Here is a 20,539-nt window from a genome sequence, read left to right on the forward strand (position 1 = left end):
GGTGATCTATGTGACCGGGCACGTCGAATACTGCTCGGCCGTCTACGACACGCGGCACATCGGCTTCCTCGTCAAGCCGGTCAGGCGTCAGGAGTTGTCCGACGCGTTCCATCGCGCGCTGGGCCGTCTGCGCGACCTGCGTGAGCAGCCTTTCGCCGTGCGCTTCAACAACACCTCCTACATCGTCAGGCCCGCACAGGTCATGTATGTGGAGAGCAAGCTGCGCGTGGCGGTCTTCCACGGCGAGAACAACAGCGCCGTGCGCACATACATGAAGCTGTCCGACGTCGCCGAACGTCTGCCGTCGCGGTTCCACCGCTGCCATTCGAGCTATCTGGTGAACTTCGACTTCGTCGAGGCGATCACGAAAAGCGATTTCGTGCTGACCGACGGCACGCATGTGCCGATCAGCCATCTCCGACCTCATCGATACCACGCTCCGCTCTCTGCCGTTCGTCACAATCAGTAGGGTCCACGATTGACCCTGTCGGCATCCACATTGCCAACACGACGGTCGCACATGTCGAGAGAAGTGAGAAATGGTCGACTACTCGTAAGAAAAAACACATCTCCGCTTCTCGGCAATCATCGTCTCGATACGGCATCCTATATGCCGAAGTACGATGTGCGACAAAGCGCAGATGCACAATCGACCACAGAGCACAATCGGCCATGACGACACCGGCATCGAGGCATCTGAATAACGCATCAGATCTATGCCGCTCATATCACTGCACATGCACAATCAGCCTGCGAAGGACGACATAATGAAGATATCGGAAGAAGAACCTCAGCACCAGAGCTCGTCGGCAAGCGGCATGAACGCATACGACGAGAATGCCGAATCAACACGCATCATCCGAATCGCCGATCTTTCCTGGCTCTTCGAGAAACGGAACAAGGAATACCACGCCGACGAGGAACCATTCGGAAACGCCGTGGGCACGGAATCGTTGTAGACATCGACGCTGCTACAGGCGACACGGTACCGGCGCCCCGCCCCTCACTCCCTGCCGAGGTTGTTCGTGTTCTTGAAGCGGTGCACGAGCAGGTCGGCGATGACGAACAACGCGAGCGCTGAGCAGCCGAGGATGATCCACGCCTTCGCGATATGCCAGTCGTTGTAGAGGTAGTCGTCGCTGTATTTGAAGCCGCCGCCGTCGAGCATCTCGTCCTTCATGCCGGACGGGCAGTAGGACAGGTCGTCGGGAAGCTTCGGCTTCCTGGCCGCGAGCGCCGAAGGATCGGCGGCCGCGTCGGTCGGCGCCGCGCTCGCCTGCGCGCTGCCGCCCGTCGCCCCGCCGGACGACGAGTTCTCGTCCTGCTCGGACGGGTCCTTGAGCGGCAGGCAGTTGAGGTCGCTCGTCGTGCCGAGCGCCTCCATGCCCCAACGGCTGATCATGCCGTAGGAGATCTTGTTGAGCACGCCCTTGAGTTCGAAGAGCATGCCGCAGAACACGAGTTCGACGATGAGGATGTACGGCGTGACCGACGTAGCCGTCTCGGCGCTTTTCATCAACGTGGAGACGACCATGCCGAGCGCGTCGGAGGCGTAGAACAGCAGCAGGAACGTGATGTAGTACTCCCAGTAGACGCCGCCCGGACCGCCGATCAGCGCGCCGCCCGACGGCGGCCGCGCGTCGTAGACGAGCGCGATGCCGGGGAAGCACAGGCACAGCACGGCGCTTTGGAACGCGCACAGCAAGAACTGCACGATCGCGTTCGCGAGCGTGAACGCGACCGGGTAGAGTCCGGCGGCGAGGTCGGCCTGCAGCACGGTGCGCTGTTTGACGACGACCTGCACCGAGTTGAACAGGCCGCCCCAGATGCAGGTGCACATCAGCAGGAACGCGACCGATTTCGTGGCCGTCTGCAGATGGAACACGTTGTCGCCGGCGACGGCGATGACGATCGCGACGCCCGCGATCGGGAACATCATCATGATGACGAGGCTTTTGCCTCCGCGGAACAATAGTTTGAACGCGACGTCCAAACAGTTCGCGAACTGCCTGAGCACCATCTTCATCGTTGCACTCCCCTGCTCTCTGCTCTCATCCGCTCTCGTTGTTCGTCCCGGCCGCCCACGCGCCGTCTCATGCGTCGAGCGGCGGCTGCGGCGCGAGCCCCGGCACCTCGTACGGCCTGAAGGTGATGTGGTCGGGGTCGCTGATCTGGTCGTTGAGGTTCTTGAACATCTCGCGGAAGTCCCTCGCGCCGCCGAAGTGCCGCAGAGCGTCGGCCGGCGTGCCGGCGAACGCGAGACGCCCGGGGTTGCGCTTCCCCGGGTCCTTCGCGCGCGGCGCGGCGACGACGATGACCTCGTCGAACATGTCGAGCATGTCGATCTCGTGGATGACCATGATGATCGACAGCACGCGTTCCGAACCGTCCTCGCCGGCTGTGCGCTGCATATCGCGCGGCGGGTGGACGATGTCGCGCAGCTTCGTGAACAGCTTGTCCTTGTCGATGTAGCTCAGGCCGGCGTCCGGCTCGTCGAGGCACAGTACCGGCTTGTAGCCGACGAGTTCACGCGCGACGCTCACACGGCGCTTCTGGCCGCCGGAGAGCTTCTTGATCGGCGAATCCTTCAGCGCGTAGATGTCGAGCTTGCGCAATACCGAATCGACCTGCTCCTGGATCTCGGCGCGCGAGGAATCCTCGGCCATGCGCAGCTTCGCCGACGAGTAGATCTCCTCGAAGACGGTGAGCTCGGGCAGGAACACGTTGCTCTGCTGCACGTAGCCGATCATCGGCCCGAGGTTCTTGTAGTGCGCGCGCAGGTCCTCCTGGTTCTTGTAGCGCGTGTGCCCGTTGTACAGCGAGTCCTTGCCGGACAGGCAGTTGAGCAGCAGCGTCTTGCCGGCGCCCGATGTGCCGATGATCGCGACGAGGCTGTGCTGCGGGATCTGGAAATGGATGTCCTTGAGCAGCGTCTTCGGATGCCTTCCACCGACCGTCTTGTCGTCGATCTGCACGTCGAGCATGACGGGCTGCGCGATCTGCGCGGGCGCCGGCTGCACGGCCGTGCTCGGCGCCGGCGATGCCGGGCGCTTGCCGAGCGCCGTCGTGATCGGCGCGGGCATCAAAGGTCCCGTCGCGGCGGCCGGTGCGGGCACGGCGATCGACGGCGCGGGCGTCGGCTGCGCGGCCGCGCGCACGCCGGCGCCGACGCGCTGGTCGTAGACGATCGTGCCCTTCGTGAAGTAGAAGCGGCAGTCGCCGATCGCGATGACGTCCTTCTCCTGCAGCACATGCGCGCCGCGCAGCGGACGGCCGTCGATGTAGGTGCCGATGCGGCTTTTGATGTCGCGGATCACGTATTGCCCGCGCACGAAGTCGATGCGCGCGTGCCTGCGCGAGACGTAGGGCACGTTCTGCACGATCGTGTCCGGCGCCGAGGCGCGGCCGATGTACGTCGTGCGCCCCTCCTGACGCGGCAGCGGGTACGAGCGCCACAGGCCGAGGTTCTGGTCGACGGTGAAGATGATGATGACGCCCTGCACGTCGGGGTTGCCCAGGTCGCCGTCGATGCGGATGAGGTCGCCGTCGGCGAGCGGATAGCGCGCGTCCGGCTGCAGTCTGCGGCCGTTGATGTAGGTCGGGTTCGTCGTCTGGCGCGACTGGTAGTGCCAACGGCCGTCGTTGAACACGAAGGCGCCGTGGTTCGCACTGACGATGCTCGAATGCACACGCAGCGTCGGCACCCCCGGCTCCCGGCTCATCACGCGGCCGAGCGCCCAGACCTCATGGCCGGCGAGCGGGTAGACGCTCGCGTTGCCGTCCTCGATGACGACGACGGTCTCGGGACCGAAGTGGAGGCCGCCGAGGAAGGTGCGCGTCTGGTCGGCGCCCGGACGCGGCGCGGCGGCGCGCGGCGGCTGCTGCAGTGTCGGATATTGCGGGCGCGCCGCCGGCGGACGCGCCTGCGGCGCACGCGCCCGGAGCCCCTGCGGCTGGCGCGGCACCGGGGCCGGACGGTTCATGCCGGACTGCGGACGTTGCGGCTGCGCGGGGTTCGGCGGCGTCGGCCGCTGCGGCGGCATGGCGGTACCTGACATCTTCGGTGTTCCTTCTGCTCTCTGCACGGACGCGTCCCTTCGCTGCACGCTCATGCATGGCGCACGCCCGCCCTGCCCAGTGTAGCGGCAGCCGCCGATGCCCCGGCGTTCCGCGCATCAGCCCGCTTGCTAGAATGGTACGGTTCTCGAGTCATATGGAGGGAAGTCAGCATGGTTTCGCGTCGCAAGCCGCCAGCAGCGGCCTATGATCCGCGCACGGTCAAGGAACACATCGTCGAGACGCCGCTCGGCGAGGAGATGAGCAAATCCTTCCTCGAATACGCCTATTCGGTCATCTACGCCCGCGCGCTGCCCGACGCGCGCGACGGACTCAAGCCGGTGCAACGGCGCATCGTCTACCAGATGGGCGAGATGAACCTGCTGCCGACGCGCCCGTACATGAAGTCGGCGCGCGTCGTCGGCGAGGTCATGGGCAAGCTGCACCCGCACGGCGACTCGGCGATCTACGAGGCGATGGTGCGCCTTGCGCAGCCCTTCGCGATGCGGCTGCCGCTCGTCGACGGCCACGGCAACTTCGGCTCGCTCGACGACGGCCCGGCGGCCTCCCGATACACCGAGGCGCGTCTGGCGCCGGCCGCGCTCGGCATGAACGCCGGCCTCGACGAGGACACCGTCGACTTCACGCCGAACTACGACAACAAGCTCAAGGAACCCGAGGTGCTGCCCGCGGCGATCCCGAACCTGCTCGTCAACGGCGCCTCCGGCATCGCCGTCGGCATGGCGACGAACATGGCCACGCACAACCTCGGCGAGGTCGTCGCCGCCGCCAAGCACGTCATGCGCCACCCCGAGGCCACGCTCGACGAGCTGATGGACTACCTGCCCGGGCCGGACTGGCCGGGCGGCGGCATCGTCATCGGACGCGACGGCATCCGCGAGGCGTACGAGAGCGGACGCGGCTCGCTGACGACGCGTTCGACGACGCACGTCGAGAACGTCACGGCACGCAAGAAGGCGATCGTCGTCACCGAGCTGCCGTACATGGTCGGCCCCGAACGCGTGCTCGAACGCATCTCGGAAGGCGTCAAGAGCCACAAGCTCGAAGGCATCTCGAACGCGATCGACCTGACGGACCGGCACAACGGCACGCGCATCGTCATCGAGCTCAAGACCGGCTTCGACCCGGACGCCGTGCTTTCCCAGCTGTTCAAGCACACGCCGCTGCAGGAGAACTTCACGATCAACAACGTCGCGCTCGTCGACGGCCGCCCGCACACGATGGGGCTGCGCGAGATGCTCGACGTGTGGATCGGGCACCGGCGCGGCGTCATCCGCCGTCGCAGCGAATACCGCCGCCGCAAGGCGCTCGAGCGGCTGCACCTCGTCGAAGGCCTGCTGCTCGCACTCGTCGACATCGACGAGGTCATCCAGGTCATCCGCTCATCCGAGGACGCGGACGCAGCGAAGACGAAGCTCATCGCCGTCTTCGACCTCGACGACGTGCAGGCGCAGTACATCCTCGACCTACGGCTGCGCAGGCTCACGAAGATGAGCCGCATCGAGCTCGAGGCGGAACGCGACGAGCTGCGCGGACGCATCGACGAGCTCGATGCGATCCTCGCGTCCGACGCGGCGCTCGACGGGGTCGTCGAAAAGGAGATGGACGAGACCGTCGCCGCCTACGGCACGCCGCGGCGCACCGTGCTGCTCGACATGGACGCCGACGGCAGACTCACGCCGGTCGAGGCGCGCGGCGCCGACAGCACGCTCAACGCGTTCGCGCTCGACGCGGCGCGCCACGTCGAACAGGTCTCCGAGGCCGCGGCGGACGTGGCGGCCGCGCGCAAGGGCGCCGCGACCGGCGACGCGGCGAGCGCGCTGCAGATCGAGGACGAGCCGTGCGTCGTCGCGCTGAGCGCGACCGGACGGATCGCGCGCCTCGACCCGGAGGCATCCGAGGTGTGGGCGGCGCGCACGCCGGAGACGACGGCGGGCGGCGACGGCTGCGTCATGTCGATGATCGCGACGAGCACGCGCGCCGACTACGGCATCGTCACGTCGGCGGGACGTTTCGTGCTCGCGCACGCCGTCGAGCTGCCCCATGTCGCCGCGGACACGCCGCTCGACCTGTCCACGGGCATCGATGCGCGCGAACTCGTGTCGTCGACGCAGAGCACCGAGCCGATCGACGGCGAACGCGTCGTCGCCGTCGTCGCACTGCCGAAGGACAAGGACGAGGAAGCCGCGCCGCTCGCGCTCGGCACACGCGGCGGCGTCGTCAAACGCTGGAACAGGGAATCGCCGACGACGATGGATTCATGGAGCGTCATCGACCTCAAGGACGGCGACGAGCTGCTCGCCGCGCGTGAGGCGCCCGACGGCAGCCGTCTCGTGTTCGTCTCGACCGACTCGTCGCTGCTTACCTTCGACGCGAAGCAGGTGCGCGCGCAGGGGCGCACGGCTGCCGGCATGGCGGGCATCCGCCTCGCCGACGGCTGCGAGGTGCTCGCCTTCGCCGTCGTGCATGAGGACGAGCTGGCGTGGACGCCCGAAGAGGAACATGAGGACGGCACGACGTCGCCCGCGCACGGCGCCGTCGTGCTCACCGTGGCCGGCGACGGCGCGTCGCTGCTCGGCACCGACACCGGATCGGCGAAGGTCTCGCCGCTCGCGCTGTATCCGACGAAGGGGCGCGGCACCGGCGGCGTGCGCTCGCAGCGTTTCCTCAAGGGGCAGAACACATTGATCCGCGCATATGTGGGCGCCTGGCCGCTCGTCGCGTGCACCGAATCAGGGCATGCGGTGGCGCTGCCGGCCCCGGACATGCGCCGCGACGGCTCCGGCAGCGAACTGGCCGCCGCGATCGGCTACGTCGCATGACGCGCCCGCGGTGTTCGCAAACGCATCTTCGCAAACACCGCGAGTGCATGATGCGCGCGGCGTGTTCGCAAACGGGCGTCGCCGCGAACATATCGGACATGTGACGCACCCGAAGCGCTCGCCAACGGTCACCGGTGCGAACATCACGGGTGTATGGCGCGCGCATCATGTTCGTAGCCGGCGCGCGGAGCGGGGCGGACGACCTCAGGTCGTCGTGTACAGACCCATCAGCACGGCGCCGGCGACGATGAGCAATGTGCCGAGGAGGATGCCGGCCATCTGCCGCTTCGTCTTGTGCTCGTGCAGCACGACGATGCCGCCGTAGGTGGAGACGATGACGCCGAGCTGGGAGAACGTCGTAGCGATCGCCTGTCCGACGTGCGGGTTCGCCGCGGACACGAAGATGAGCATGTTGCCGACCGCCCACAGCAGGCCGGTGATGATGTTGAGCGCCGTCTTGCGGTGCAGGATGAGCGTGCGGTCGCGTTCGACGAAGTTGACGATCGCGAGCGCCGTGATGATCTGCCCGATCGACTGCGGCAGGATGACGGCGGTCATGTAATAGAGCCCGTTGCCGCTCGGCGCATTGTAGATGGCGTCGGAGATGAATCCGGTATGGTGCAGCAGGTTCGGGAAGATGAAGTACAGCATGAAGCCGATCGTCGAGAACAGCAGCGCGCCCAGGCCGAAGCGCATGTCCTTCGCGCTGATCCGGCGCGCGTCGGCGGCCGAGTCCTTCGCCGAGCACAGCACGGCGCCGGACGTGACGAGGATGATCGCGATGACGCCGATGACCCAGACGTTGAGCGTGCGCCACTGGCCGAGCACGATCGCGGCGAGCAGCGCGTTGCCGACGACCTGCCCGGCCGTGGAGATCGGCATCGCCATCGAGACACCCAACGGCTTGAGCGCGGAGAACTGGCCGAAGGAGCCGATCGTCCAGAAGACGCCCGAGCACAGGCCTACGAGCCAGATCCTGGGGTTGAACGCGAAGGCCAGTCCGGCGTTCGGCACCGTGTAGAACACCGAGACGAGCACCGCGAATATGACGGCGCCGATCGTCGTGCCCAATGTCCCCTGACTCGGTTTGCCGTCGATTTTCGCTGTGATGACGCTGTTCGATCCGAGGAACAGCGCCGGTAGCAGCGCGATGAGCATGTCCATGCGAAAGACGCCCTCCCTTGCCTCTCTCCGTGTGCGAGTGTCCGTTGTCGCGAATCCACGAACGCCACGGAGGCGCGCGGGGGGCCGTCCGCCGTATATCGGGACGAACGGCGGCACGACGTCAGTCATTCTATGCCCGTCATGCGGCGGGACGTGGCCGTCTTTTGCTCATAGCGTCGATATCGCGTCCTATCCGTACGCCGCAGGCTCACCGGTAGAGCTTCATGCCCTGCGGGGACGGCGCGAATCCGGCGGCGCGCAACGCCGGTGTGACCGGCAGGCGCGCCGTGAGCGGCACGCCGTTGCAGTCGCGGAACGTGACCGACCCTCCCGGCAGGTGCCGCAGCATGTCGGCGAGCGCCGTGCATGCGCGTTCGGCGAGGCTCATCGGTTCGTCGAACATGACGAGGCGTCCCGAGCGCGGCGCCGCGTACAGCAGTGCGTCGCCGCCGCGCAGCACGACGAGCGACCCGGCGCGACGCGTCGGCTTGACGCCGCCCGTACGCGCCGCGTCGTCCGCGTCGTCCGCGTCGTCGGCGCCGTCCGCGTCCTGCGTCCCGGCCATCCGCATCGGCCCGGGCCAGCGGATCGCCGTGCCGTAGAGGACGGCCGGATCGGCGGCGTCGAGAGCGACCGTGGCCGGCGACCGCCCGATCAGGTCGCGCATCATGTCGACGGTCTCGCGCCGCGCGAACTGCGCCGCGCCGAAGCCGTCGACGAACATGCCGCGCATCAGCGCGCCCTGCTCCTCCATGCGCCGCAGCACCGGGTACAGGCCCGAGAAGCCGCCGGGGACGCCCTCATGGTCGACGACCGGCTGCGTGATCACGCCGTAGCGGTCGAGCAGCACGTCGATCAGGTCGATGACGCGTTCCTCCGGCGTGCACGGTTCGCCGCCCGCGCGCACAAGCGACCACAGGCCGCCGTTCATGGCCGGCCGTGCCATGTGCGCGCGCATGCGCCGTCGGCGCACGGGGCGTGCAGGCGCGTGCGCCGCGCCCCGCGTCGCCGCCGCGCGCGCCACCGGGAACGACGAGTTCGTGACGCGGCCGCGCCGGGCGAGCGCCCACAATGCGTCCTCGAAGCCCTGATGGCTCCATGCCGCGGCGACGACCTCGCCGGTCGTCTCGTCGACGGACGGCTCGAGGCCGCGGGCCGCCGACGCGCGCTCCCAGCATGCGTGGGCGCGTTCCTCGAGCGGCAGCGGACCATAGGCGCCGCCATCCCCGAGCGCGGCGACGATCGCGTCGCCGACGCCGAGCGGCCCCATGTCGCCGTCCGCCGGCGCCGAGCGGCCGTCCTGCGCGGCGTCGGATGCGCATCGTCCCTCAAGCTGCGCCGAATCGAAGGGGAACAGCATGACCGCCCCGAGTCCGTCCGCCGAGGATGAGGCGGACGAGGACGATGCACCGACCGCGCCGACCCAGACGACCTCGCCTGCGGCGACGAGCTCGTCGAGCATCGACGGCGCATAGTCGCGCACGCGCGCCGGGAACACGGCCCGCTCCCACACGTCGATCGGCAGCGCGACGCCCTCGAGCTGCTCGACGACCCTCATGACGCCGTCGACGCCGTCGAAACGCTGGCCGCCGGCCGAGCCGACGCCCTGCCGCTCGAGCACGAAGCGCTGGAAGTCGGCGGCGGCGACCGGCTTGACGGCCTTGCGCGCCTTGGCGAGCGAGCGTGAGCGGATGCGTTTGAGCACGTCGAGCGCCACCCATTGCGGCACGTCGGCGGGCAGACGGTCGTCGAAGCGTCCGGTGAGCGCCTCGTCGGCGGCCTGCAACGCGTTGAGCTCGTCGACGCAGGCCTCGGCCGGCAGCCGCAGGTCGGCGATCATCATGTCGGCCGTGAACGGCCCGTGCGTCGACAGATAACGGTGCACACGGCCGCGCACGTCGTCGTCGGCGAGCGCGTTCCAGAACGTCCGCTTCGCGAGCGCGGCGGCGACCTCGTCGATGACGGCGTCGTCGAGCACCGAGGCGAGGTCGTCGGAGCCGAGCAGCCGTTCGAGCACCTCCGGATCCATCGACAGCAGCCGCGCGTCGCGCTCCGCCTGCGGCACGTCGTACTGGTACATGACCGAGCCGACGAAGCCGAACAGCAGCTGCTCGGCCATCGGCGACGGCGTGGACGTGACGGTCTCGTGCATGCTGATGCGTCCTTCGGCGAGGCCGGTGAGCACCTCGCGCAGCGCCGGCACGTCGTAGACGTCCTGCAGGCATTCGCGGGCCGTTTCGAGCAGCAGCGGGAAGTTCCTGTGCGTGCGCGCGGCCGTGAGCAGCTGCGCGGCGCGTAACCGCTGCTGCCACAGCGGCACGCGTCTGGACGGGTCGGCGCGCGGCATGAACAGCGCGCGCGCCGCGCATTCGCGGAACCGCGCCGCGAACAGCACGCTGCCGGTGACCTGCGTCTCCACAAGGCGCGCGACGTCGTCGGCGTCGAAGGCGAGGAGCGAGGCGACGTCGATCGAGCCGTCGCCGTCGGGCAGACGGATGACGAGGCCGTCGTCGGCCGCGTAGATCTGTCCGTCGACGCCGTAGCGCCGCAGCAGCCGCGCGTTGACCGCGAGCGCCCACGGCTCATGTACCCTGCGTCCGAAGGGCGCATGCACGAGGATGCGCCAGTCGCCCTCCTCGTCGCGGCAGCGTTCGATGACGATGTGCGTGGCGTCGGGGATGACGCCGGTCGCGGCCCGCTGCTCGGCGAGGAAGGCGGCGGCCGCGTCGATGGCGTCGTCGTCGAGGCCGTCGCCGGCGAGCCTGGCGCGCACCTCGGGCGTGAAGCGCGGCTTCGCGACGGCCTCGGGGGCGCCGGCGCCGTCCGCCTCCGCGCGCGAGGCCTCGACGAGGCCCGCGCCCACCTCGCGCACCCACCGTCCAATCGCCAGTCCGAAGCCGTAGTCCCTGCCGTCGCCCTCGCCGTGCCAGAACGGCAGGCGCGCGCTGCGTCCCGGCGCCGGCAGCACGACGACGCGGTCGTTCGTGATCTGCTGGATCTGCCATGACGTCGTGCCCAGCGTGATGACGTCGCCGACGCGCGACTCGTAGACCATCTCCTCGTCGAGCTCGCCGACGCGTCTTGGTCCGCGGCCGGCCTCGGCCTCGGGCAGCACGACCGTGTACATGCCGCGGTCGGGGATCGTGCCGCCGCTCGTCACGGCGAGGCGCTGCGCGCCGGGGCGCGCGGCGAGCATATGCGTCTGCGCGTCGTAGGTCAGCGCCGGTCGGAACGCCGAGAACTCCTCGCCGTCGTAGGCGCCCGAGACCATGCCGACGACGGCGTCGTAGACGTCGCGTTCGAGCGTGCGCCACGGCGCGGCGCGGCGCACCACTTCGAACCAGCGGTCCGCGTCGAGCGGTTCGAGGCTCGCGGCGGCCACCGTCTGCTGCGCGAGCACGTCGAGCGGGCACTGCGGCACGTGCAGCGGCTCGATCGCGCCGGCGAGCATGTGTTCGGCGCTCGCGGCCGCCGCGACGATCTGCTGGCGCGTGCACGGGTACATGATCGCGTGGGAGACGCCGCCGACGTGGTGGTCGGCGCGGCCGACGCGCTGCAGCCCCGAGGAGATCGACAGCGGCGGCGTAATCTGGATGACGAGGTCGACCGAGCCCATGTCGATGCCCAGTTCGAGGCTGCTCGTCGCGACGACGCAGCGCAGACGCCCCTGCTTGAGCTGCGTCTCGATCTGCTTGCGGCGGTCCTTCGAGACCGATCCGTGGTGCGCCATCGCGATCGCGTCGTCGGGGTCGACGGCACCGACGAGCTTCGTCGTCGAACCGATCAGCGAATTGTAGTGCGCCGGTTCGCTCCCCTCGTCGCGCGTCCTGCCGCGGCGTGCCGCGTACAGGTCGTTGAGCCGCGCGGTGAGGCGTTCGGCCAGTCCGCGCGAGTTGACGAAGACGAGCGTCGTGCGGTGCGCGAGGACCTCGTCGAGCACGCTGGATTCGATGTACGGCCAGATGGAGGCGTTCGGCTCGCCGCCGCCGGCTGTTCCGCCGCCCGGCCGCGGCGGCGCAGCGCCATCGCCGCGCCGGCGCGCCGCGCGTTCCATCGCCGGCGTGACGCCGGTGATGCGCTCCGGTGTCGCAAGCCCCGATCCTTCCGAAGCCGATATGCCCGACGAAGCCGTACCTTGCCCCCGTGCGGCGCCGAGCGCGGCGCCCGGGTCGGCGATCCGGATGTCGAGACGCGGACGGCCCTGCGCCTGCACGATCGTCACGTCGCGTGCGCCGCCGAGGAAACGCGCCGCCTGTTCGGCCGGATTGACGGTCGCCGACAGCCCGATGCGCTGCGCGGGACGTGCGAGCCGCGCGTCGAGCCGCTCGAGGCTCAGCGCCAGATGCGCGCCGCGTTTCGTGCCGGCGAGCGCGTGCACTTCGTCGAGGATGACGGTGTCCACCGTGTCGAGCACGCTGCGCGCCTTCGACGTGAGCATCAGATACAGCGACTCCGGCGTCGTCACGAGGATGTCCGGCGGGTGCGCCGCGATCGCGCGGCGCTCCTTGGCCGTCGTGTCGCCGCTGCGCATCGCGACAGAGACCTGCGGCACGGCCAGCCCCATGTCGCGGTATTCGCCGCGGATGCCGTCGAGCGGCGCCTCGAGGTTCTTCGCCACGTCCACGCCGAGCGCTTTGAGCGGCGAGATGTACAGGATGCGCACGCCCCGCTTCGCCTTGCCCCGGCGCCCCGCCGGTTTCGCCGCCGATTCACCGTGCGGAGGCGTTCCCTCCCGTGCCACCATGCCGGCGATGATGCGGTCGATCGCCGCGAGGAAGGCCGCGAGCGTCTTGCCCGAGCCGGTCGGCGCGATGACGAGCACGTCGCCGCCGCCGGCGATCGCCGGCCATGCGAGCGTCTGCGCCTCGGTGGGCGCTCCGAAGACGCGTGTGAACCATCGCCGCGTCGGTTCGCTGAAGGATGCCATGTATTCGACCATATGTTCGATTATCGTCCCGCATATGCCCCATCGCAAGTGGACGCCGACGGCGCAACGCGCGGCGCGCGGATCAGTCGACGGCGTGCATCGAGTCGCGGCGCAGCGCGCGTAGCCATTCGTGCATGACGCCGAGCCCGACGGTGAACACGAGCAGATACCACGGCAGCAGCGTGAGCGACGTGTGCTGCGCGATCAGGCCGAACAGCGGCGGCATCAGCATCGTGCCGACATAGGCGCTCGCCATCTGCACGCCGACGATCGCCTGCGACTTGTCGGCGCCGAAGTACGCCGGCGTCGCATGGATGATGCACGGGTAGACCGGTGCGCAGCCGAGGCCGATGACGACGAAGCCGGCGACGGCGTTCCATGCGCCCGGGACCGGGAGCGCCAGCAGCACGATGCCGGCGACGATGATCGCGGCGCCGAGCCGGATCATCTGCGCGTCGCTGAGCCTCATCGTCACGAAGCCGCTGACGAAGCGTCCGACGGTGATGCCGATGAACACGAGGCTCGCATAGCTCGCGGCCGTCTGCACGTCCACATGGTCGACGCCGGCCATGTAGCTGCTTGCCCACAGGATCGTCGTCTGCTCGATCGAGCAGTAGCAGAAGAACATGATGAGGATCTGCGCGGCGCCACGGATGCGCAGCACGCCGGCCAGGCCAATCGGCCTGCGTTCGCCGGCCGTGTCGGCGTCCTTCGGGGCGGCGACGCGCTTGCGCCACAGCGGCAGGCTCGCGATGAGCACGACCGTCAGCACGACCTGCAGCACGCCGACCGAGCGGTAGCCCCACTGCCATCCGTACTGGCGCGACAGCGCGAAGCCCATCATGTACGGGCCGAGCAGGGCGCCGACGCCCCACATGCAGTGCAGCCAGCTCATATGCCGGCTCGCGTAGTGGACCGCCACATAGTTGTTGAGCGCGGCGTCCACACCGCCGGCGCCCAGGCCGTACGGGATGCCCATCAGCAGCAGCGTCCAGTAGTTCGGCGCGAGGGAGAAGCCGAACAATGCGAGCGCCGTCAGCCCGACCGACGCGGCCGTCACACGCCCGGCGCCGAAACGCAGCGTCAGGCGGTCGCTCATCAGCGCCGAGACGATCGTGCCGGCGCTGATGACCATCGAGATGCCGCCGGCCCACGACAACGGCGCGTCCAGGTCGCCGCTCATCGTCGGCCAGGCGGCGCCGAGCAGGCCGTCGGGCAGGCCCAGCGAGATGAACGCGAGGTAGATGATCGCAAGCAGCAGATTCGTCATGGCGCCTCCTTGTGCACGGGCGGAACGGACGATGCGGACGGACACGACATTATATTCTCGAAACAAGAAATTCGTCGTCCCTCCGCGCGCCGCGTCGCCGCGTCGCTTCGCGACGATACACTGGCTCCTATGCCCCTGACCATCGGATTCGTCTTCGACGACACGCTCGACGCGCTCGACGGCGTGCAGCAGCACATCGTCACGATCGGCGAGGAGCTGCGCCGACGCGGCCACGACGTGCACTACCTCGTCGGGGAGACGCACGATTCGCCGGTGCCGAACACGCACCCGCTCTCGCGCAACATCATGGTGCGCTTCAACGGCAACCGCATGCGCATCCCGCTGCCGGCGAGGCGTGCGGCGATCCACGGCGTCCTCGCGGCGCACGACTTCGATGTCTTGCACGTGCAGGCCCCATACAGCCCGTTCCTGGCCGGTCGTGTGCTGCGGGAGGCCTCCCCCGCCACCGGCGTCGTCGCGACCTACCACATCGCCTGCGCCGATCTGGCGGCGCAGGTCGGCGGCCGCCTGCTCGGCCTGATCAATATGCAGACGCACCGGCGCGTCGACGAGGTCATCGCCGTCTCGCAGGTCGCCGCGCAATACGCCGCGGCGACCGCGCATGTGCGCGGCGTCGTCATCCCGAACCCAGTCGACGTGGACCGCTTCGCCGACGCCGCCCGCCATGCGAGGCGCGATCCGCAAGCGCCGCATGTCGTGTTCCTCGGCCGCCTCGTGGAGCGCAAAGGCCCCATGCAGCTGCTGGACGCCATCGCCTACGGCGAGCGGGCGTCGATCCTGCCCGCTGGACTGCATGTGACCGTCGCCGGCGACGGTCCGCTGATGTGCGAATGCCGCGCGAAGGCCTCCCGGCTGCGCACGCCGGTGGAGTTCCTGGGCACCGTGGACGAGACCAAGGCGGCGCTGCTCGCGAGCGCCGACGTCGCCGCGTTCCCGTCGCTGCCGGGCGAGACCTTCGGCATCGTGCTTCCCGAGGCCATCGCCTCGGGCGCCGGCGTCACGCTCGCCGGCGACAATCCCGGCTACCGCTGGACGATGCGAGGCGACGAGGACGCGCTGTTCCCGATCAGCGGCCCGGACCGCGCCCGCATCCTCGCCGAGCGCATCCGCCGCGCGATCGCCGACCCCGGCTGGGCGCACGCGCTGCATAAACGCGAGCGCGCGCTGCTCGCCCGCTACGACGTGGCGGCGGTCACCGACCGGGTCGAGGAGGTCTACCGGCGCGCGATCGCCGACCGCCGCCGCTGAGCGCGGCGCGGCGGCCGCACGCCGGACGGGCGTCGGTCAGGTGTCGATCTTCGAACGATCGAAGTCGTCCGCGTTGTCGACGATGAACTGCCTGCGTGGCGGCACCTCGTCGCCCATGAGCAGGCTGAAGATGCCGGCGGCGCGTTCGGCGTCCTCCATTCGGATGCGGCGTAGCAGGCGCGTGCGCGGGTCCATCGTCGTGTCGGCGAGCTGGTTCGCGTCCATCTCGCCCAGGCCCTTGTAGCGCTGGATGTCGTCGGCGTAGCTGATGTGGTCGCGGTCGAGCTGCTCGAGTTTGCCGGCGAGCTCGTCGTCGGAGTACGTGTAGATGTATTCGCCCTTGCGCGGCCCGGTCAGCGCGATCCGGTGCAGCGGCGGCACGGCCGCGTACACGTGCCCGGCCTCGATGAGCGGGCGCATGTAGCGGTAGAACAGCGTCAGCAGCAGCGTGCGGATGTGCGCGCCGTCGACGTCGGCGTCGGTCATCATGATGACCTTGTTGTAGCGCGCCTGCGACAGGTCGAAGGAGGCGCCCGATCCGGCGCCGACGACCTGGATGATCGCCGCGCATTCCTTGTTCGACAGCATCTGCGCGAGCGACGCCTTCTGCACGTTGAGGATCTTGCCTCGGATCGGCAGCAGCGCCTGGAACGCCGAGTTGCGCGCCGCCTTCGCCGTGCCGAGCGCCGAGTCGCCCTCGACGATGAACAGTTCGGCGACGTCGTCGTTGCCCGGCTGGCAGTCGGAGAGCTTCGGCGGCATGCTCGCCGATTCGAGCGCGGTCTTGCGGCGTGCGACCTCCTTCGTCTTGCGCGCCTGGATGCGCGCGTGCATCTCGCCGACGATCTTCTCGAGCACACGCGACGACTGCTCCTTGTAGCCGCGTTTGGATCCGGTGATCATCTCGGCGAACTGCCTGTCGACGATGCGCGTGACGACCGGCTTGACCTGCGCGGTGCCGAGCACGTCCTTCGTCTGCCCCTGGAACTGTGGCTCGGCGATGCGCACGGTGACGACGGCGACGAGTCCGGCGAGGATGTCGTCGCGTTCGACCTTCATCTTCGCGTCCTTGAGGTTCACCTTGAGCTTGCGCGCGTTGTCCTCGACGGCCTTGCGCACCTGCCTGGTGACGGCGTTGAGGAAGCCGTCGACGTGCATGCCGCCGCCGGGCGTCGCCACGACGTTGACGAAGCTGCGGATCGTCGTGTCGTACCCGTTGACCCAGCGCAGCGCGATGTCGACGTCGCATGCGCGCGTGATGTCCTGCGCATGCAGGTCGCCGTGCTCGTCGACGGCCTGCGTCTCCTCGTGGTAGGTGCCCTGTCCGGTGATCCTCCAGATGTTCGACACCGGCTCGCCTTGTGACAGGAAGTCGACGAAGTCGACGACGCCGCCGGTGTGGCAGAACTCCTCAAGTCTGCGGTGTCCGGGCGTCGGCGCGTCCGGCTGCGGCGAGACCGTGGCTTCGAGCGTCGTCGCGGCACCGGCCTCGGCCTGCTGCTGCATGTTCTCGGCCTCGGTGCGCGCGATCGCGTCGTCGCCCGCCGAGGCGCGCACGATCGCGGCGTCCTCGTCGTCGGCGGTCTCCGCGGCCGCGGCCTGCGCGGCGCCGATGTCGTTCTCGATGAGCTCGTCGACGTGCTCGTCGCCGGTGGCCTCGATGCGCTCGTCGACGACGTCAAGCTTGAGTCCCGGCACGAGGAAGCTCGTCTGGCGCACGCGGTCGATGAGCTGGTCGTAGTCGAATCGCGCCGTGTCGTTGAAGATCTCCGGGTCGGCCCAGTAGCGGATGCGCGTGCCGGTCGTCTTCGGCTTGACGTGGCCGATGATCTCGAGTTCGGTCGGCCGGTTCTTGCGCGTCTTCCTGAACGGCGAATCCGGCGACGGATGCTCCGGGTCGGCGTCCGTGTAGACGCCCGGATGCCCTTGGTGAAAGGCCATGTGGTACGTGTTGCCGTTGCGGTCGACCTCGACGTCGAGCCTCGAGCTCAACGCGTTGACGACCGACGAGCCGACGCCGTGCAGGCCGCCGGCCGCGTTGTACGAGGCGTTGCCGAACTTCGCGCCGGCGTGCAGCTTCGTGAGCACGACCTCGACGCCGGTGAGCTTCGTCTTCGGCTCGACGTCGACCGGGATGCCGCGTCCGTTGTCGGCGACCTCGACCGATCCGTCCTTGTGCAGCGTGACGACGATGTGCGTGCACGCGCCGGCGAGCGCCTCGTCGACGGCGTTGTCGATGATCTCCCACAGGCAGTGCATCAGGCCCTGGGTGTCGGTCGTGCCGATGTACATGCCGGGGCGCTTGCGCACCGCGTCGAGGCCCTCGAGGACCGTCAGCGAGTCGGCGCCGTAGTCTTTCTTCGCCATCTTCCGCCTTCCTGGATTGCCGCGGCCGTGCAGGCCGCGCGTCTGTCACGCAAAAGAGCGCGCAGCCGCACGGCCCGCGCTCTTGTGCTGCGCCCGTTCACCGGGCGTCGTTCACCGGGCGTCGGTCACTGGTCGAGGAAGTCGCGCAGCGTCTGCGAACGCGACGGGTGACGCAGCTTCGACATCGTCTTCGACTCGATCTGGCGGATGCGCTCGCGCGTCACGCCGTAGACGCGGCCGATGTCGTCGAGTGTCTTCGGCTGACCGTCCTCGAGGCCGTAGCGCATCTTGATGACGCCCGCCTCGCGCGGCGAGAGCGTCTCGAGCACCTGACGGAACTGCTCCTGCAGCAGCGAGAAGGCAACGGCGTCCGACGGCGCGATCGCGTCGGTGTCCTCGATGAGGTCGCCGAACTCCGAATCGCCGTCCTCGCCGAGCGGCGTGTGCAGCGAGATCGGCTCGCGGCCGTACTTCTGCACCTCCTGCACCTTCTCGACCGGCATGTCGAGCTCGCGTGCGAGCTCGTCCGGCGTGGGCTCGCGCCCGAGGTCCTGCAGCATCTGGCGCTGGACGCGCGACAGCTTGTTGATCACCTCGACCATGTGCACCGGCACGCGGATCGTGCGCGCCTGGTCGGCCATCGCGCGCGTGATCGCCTGACGGATCCACCAGGTCGCGTAGGTGGAGAACTTGAAGCCCTTCTTCCAGTCGAACTTCTCGACGGCGCGGATCAGGCCGAGGTTGCCTTCCTGGATGAGGTCGAGGAAGAGCATGCCGCGTCCCGTGTAGCGCTTCGCGAGCGAGACGACGAGCCTGAGGTTCGCCTCGAGCAGATGGTCCTTCGCCTTCTTGCCGTCGGCGGCCGCCCATTTGAGCTCGCGCCTGCGCTTGAAGTCGAGCTTGTCGCCTTCGGTGTCGAGCAGGTGCTGCGCGTACAGGCCCGCCTCGATGCGCTCGGACAGGTCGACCTCCTGTTCGGCGTTGAGCAGCGAGACGCGGCCGATCTGCTTGAGGTAGTCCTTGACGGGGTCGGCCGTCGCGCCGGTCGTGACGACGCGGCGGCGCGGGTTCGAGCCGGTCGGCGCGAGCGTCTCGTCGTCATCGTCGTCGCGCACGACGAAGGCGCCCTTCTCCTTGGGCTCCTCGGGCTTCTTCTCCTCCTCGTCCTCGTCGTCCTCCTCGGGCTCCGGTTCCGATTCGTCGTCCTCGTCGTCGGCGTCCACGTCCTGGCCGTCCACGTCGCCGAGGTCCTCGTCGAGGTCGAGGCTGTCCTCGTCGATCTGCTCGTCGTCATCGTCGAGCATCACGTCCTCGTCGTCCTCGGGCTGCGCGGCGTGCCCGGTCGTCTCCTTCTTCGCGGTCTTCTTCTTCGCCGTGCTCTTGCGCGGCTGCTTCGTGGCCTCGGCCTGCGCGGACGCGGACTTCTTCTTCGCCGTGCCCTTGCGCGCGCCCGATTTGGCGGACGTGCTCTTGCGCGTGCGCTTCGCCGGCTTGGCCGACGTCTCCTTCGTCGCGGAGGCGCCTTCGACGGTGGAGGTGTCCTTGTCTTCCGACTTGTCCTTGGTGTTCGCCGTTCGCTTCGTGGCCAAACTGTTCCTCCTGCTCGCTCATGATCATGCGACGCCCGAGCCGCCTCCCTTCGCGAGGGCATAGTTGCGGCAAAGGCAAGTCGCGCACTAAGTGAGTTAACCATGCCTCGGAGACGATTATTCCCGGCCCGCTCCCTCCGGTCGGCCCCTGCGGGCGGCGCCCCCGTCACGGCCGGCTCCCGATCCACTGCGGCGCGACGCCGCGCAGCAGCGCCGTCAGGATGATGCCCGCCAGACGCATGCCCTCATCGAGCATGATCGCCTGCGTCGCCGTCTCGAGCGCGCGGGAGTCGCCGATCCACCACATCCCGTAGGCGGCGACGGCGAGCGGATGCGCGGCGAAGCCGTCCGGCACGATCTGCGCGGCGCGTTCGCATATCTCGACGCCGCGCAGGATGCGTTCGACGTCGGGCGCCTCCTGCGCCGCGAACGCCGCATTGAGCTCGCGCTCCATGCGCGCGGCGTTGCCGGGCGCGTGCGGATGCACGGCGAAGCCGATGAAATCCGCCGGGTCGCGCGCGCCCTCGGGGCCCACGAGCGTCATGATGAGCGCGTCGCGCGAGGCGAGCGAATCGGTCATCGTCACGGCGAGCGCGCACAGCTTGTCCGCCTCGCAGTCGAAGGGGTCGAAGTCGTCGGCGTCGAGCCATGCGAGCCAGTCGGCGCAGACGGCGGCGAAGCGCTCGCCGGTCGCCTCGTCGGGCCCGCGGTCGCGGCAGCGCTCGCGGTAGCGCTCGCGCAGCGCCTCGCAGCGTGCGGCGTCGCGTTCGTCGACGATCCGTTCCTCGTCCGGTTCGAATCCCTCGCCCGGGACGAACAGCGCGCAGACGTCCGCGTCCCCGTCCCCGTCCCGTTGTTCCGTCGCCGCAGCGCGCGTCCGTCCGCCGCACGCCGCCGGCGCCGCATCGGCGCCCCCTGCGGCATCGATGTCCCGCACGGCATCGCCATTCTGTGCGGCGTCACAGCATCCCGCCGTCCCGACGTCCGCGGCCGTCCTGATGTCCCTGGTGTCCTCGCTCATCATGTCCTCCGTTCGTCATGCCTGTCCTGTCGC

At 69.0% G+C, this 20,539-nt stretch carries 12 protein-coding genes; 4 read left to right on the plus strand and 8 right to left on the minus strand.

Annotation, left to right across the window (positions count from 1 at the left end; translation table 11 throughout):
* Nucleotides 1-10: 10 nt before the first annotated feature.
* Nucleotides 11-469, plus strand: a complete 459-nt coding sequence (locus tag BcFMB_RS09645; protein ID WP_157775232.1) for a LytR/AlgR family response regulator transcription factor — start codon at nt 11-13, stop codon at nt 467-469.
* Nucleotides 470-767: 298 nt separating this feature from the next.
* A complete protein-coding gene (locus BcFMB_RS08605; RefSeq protein ID WP_024540516.1) occupies nt 768-959 on the plus strand; it encodes a hypothetical protein in 192 nt (63 codons plus the stop codon).
* 44 nt (nt 960-1,003) lie between these two features.
* On the opposite strand, the gene BcFMB_RS08610 is transcribed toward BcFMB_RS08605, so the two are convergent.
* Both BcFMB_RS08610 and BcFMB_RS08615 read right to left on the minus strand, forming a co-directional pair.
* Nucleotides 1,004-2,020, minus strand: coding sequence for an ABC transporter permease (locus tag BcFMB_RS08610; RefSeq protein WP_157775235.1), 1,017 nt, complete (start codon nt 2,018-2,020; stop codon nt 1,004-1,006).
* A 73-nt stretch (nt 2,021-2,093) separates the two neighbouring features.
* On the minus strand, nt 2,094-4,058 hold the full coding sequence (locus tag BcFMB_RS08615) for an ATP-binding cassette domain-containing protein (protein ID WP_157775238.1): 1,965 nt from the start codon (nt 4,056-4,058) through the stop codon (nt 2,094-2,096).
* A 171-nt stretch (nt 4,059-4,229) separates the two neighbouring features.
* Here BcFMB_RS08615 and BcFMB_RS08625 point away from each other — a divergent pair, with 171 nt between their 5' ends.
* Entirely contained in the window at nt 4,230-6,899 is a 2,670-nt protein-coding gene (locus tag BcFMB_RS08625; RefSeq protein WP_099721566.1) for a DNA gyrase/topoisomerase IV subunit A, read from the plus strand.
* A gap of 204 nt (nt 6,900-7,103) precedes the next feature.
* On the opposite strand, the gene BcFMB_RS08630 is transcribed toward BcFMB_RS08625, so the two are convergent.
* The 3 genes from BcFMB_RS08630 to BcFMB_RS08640 all read right to left on the minus strand — a co-directional run bounded on the left by BcFMB_RS08630 (nt 7,104) and on the right by BcFMB_RS08640 (nt 14,260).
* Nucleotides 7,104-8,063, minus strand: coding sequence for a GRP family sugar transporter (locus BcFMB_RS08630; protein ID WP_099721567.1), 960 nt, complete (start codon nt 8,061-8,063; stop codon nt 7,104-7,106).
* A gap of 208 nt (nt 8,064-8,271) precedes the next feature.
* On the minus strand, nt 8,272-13,002 hold the full coding sequence (locus BcFMB_RS08635; protein WP_099721568.1) for a DEAD/DEAH box helicase: 4,731 nt from the start codon (nt 13,000-13,002) through the stop codon (nt 8,272-8,274).
* Between the two features lie 70 nt (nt 13,003-13,072).
* Complete coding sequence (locus tag BcFMB_RS08640) at nt 13,073-14,260, minus strand: MFS transporter (RefSeq protein ID WP_024540522.1); 1,188 nt, start codon at nt 14,258-14,260, stop codon at nt 13,073-13,075.
* 129 nt (nt 14,261-14,389) lie between these two features.
* Between BcFMB_RS08640 and BcFMB_RS08645 the strand changes: the two genes are divergently transcribed.
* Nucleotides 14,390-15,529, plus strand: a complete 1,140-nt coding sequence (locus BcFMB_RS08645; RefSeq protein ID WP_099721569.1) for a glycosyltransferase family 4 protein — start codon at nt 14,390-14,392, stop codon at nt 15,527-15,529.
* 36 nt (nt 15,530-15,565) lie between these two features.
* Here BcFMB_RS08645 and BcFMB_RS08650 read toward each other — a convergent pair whose 3' ends face one another.
* The 3 genes from BcFMB_RS08650 to BcFMB_RS08660 all read right to left on the minus strand — a co-directional run bounded on the left by BcFMB_RS08650 (nt 15,566) and on the right by BcFMB_RS08660 (nt 20,506).
* Nucleotides 15,566-17,896, minus strand: a complete 2,331-nt coding sequence (locus tag BcFMB_RS08650) for a DNA gyrase/topoisomerase IV subunit B (RefSeq protein ID WP_024540524.1) — start codon at nt 17,894-17,896, stop codon at nt 15,566-15,568.
* A 125-nt stretch (nt 17,897-18,021) separates the two neighbouring features.
* Nucleotides 18,022-19,485, minus strand: a complete 1,464-nt coding sequence (locus tag BcFMB_RS08655) for an RNA polymerase sigma factor (protein WP_024540525.1) — start codon at nt 19,483-19,485, stop codon at nt 18,022-18,024.
* A gap of 166 nt (nt 19,486-19,651) precedes the next feature.
* Nucleotides 19,652-20,506 (minus strand): hypothetical protein, encoded by an 855-nt coding sequence (locus BcFMB_RS08660; protein ID WP_157775241.1) that lies wholly within the window; start codon nt 20,504-20,506, stop codon nt 19,652-19,654.
* Nucleotides 20,507-20,539 lie beyond the last annotated feature (33 nt).

Source organism: Bifidobacterium choerinum (genome assembly GCF_002761235.1).
Taxonomy (GTDB): domain Bacteria; phylum Actinomycetota; class Actinomycetes; order Actinomycetales; family Bifidobacteriaceae; genus Bifidobacterium; species Bifidobacterium choerinum.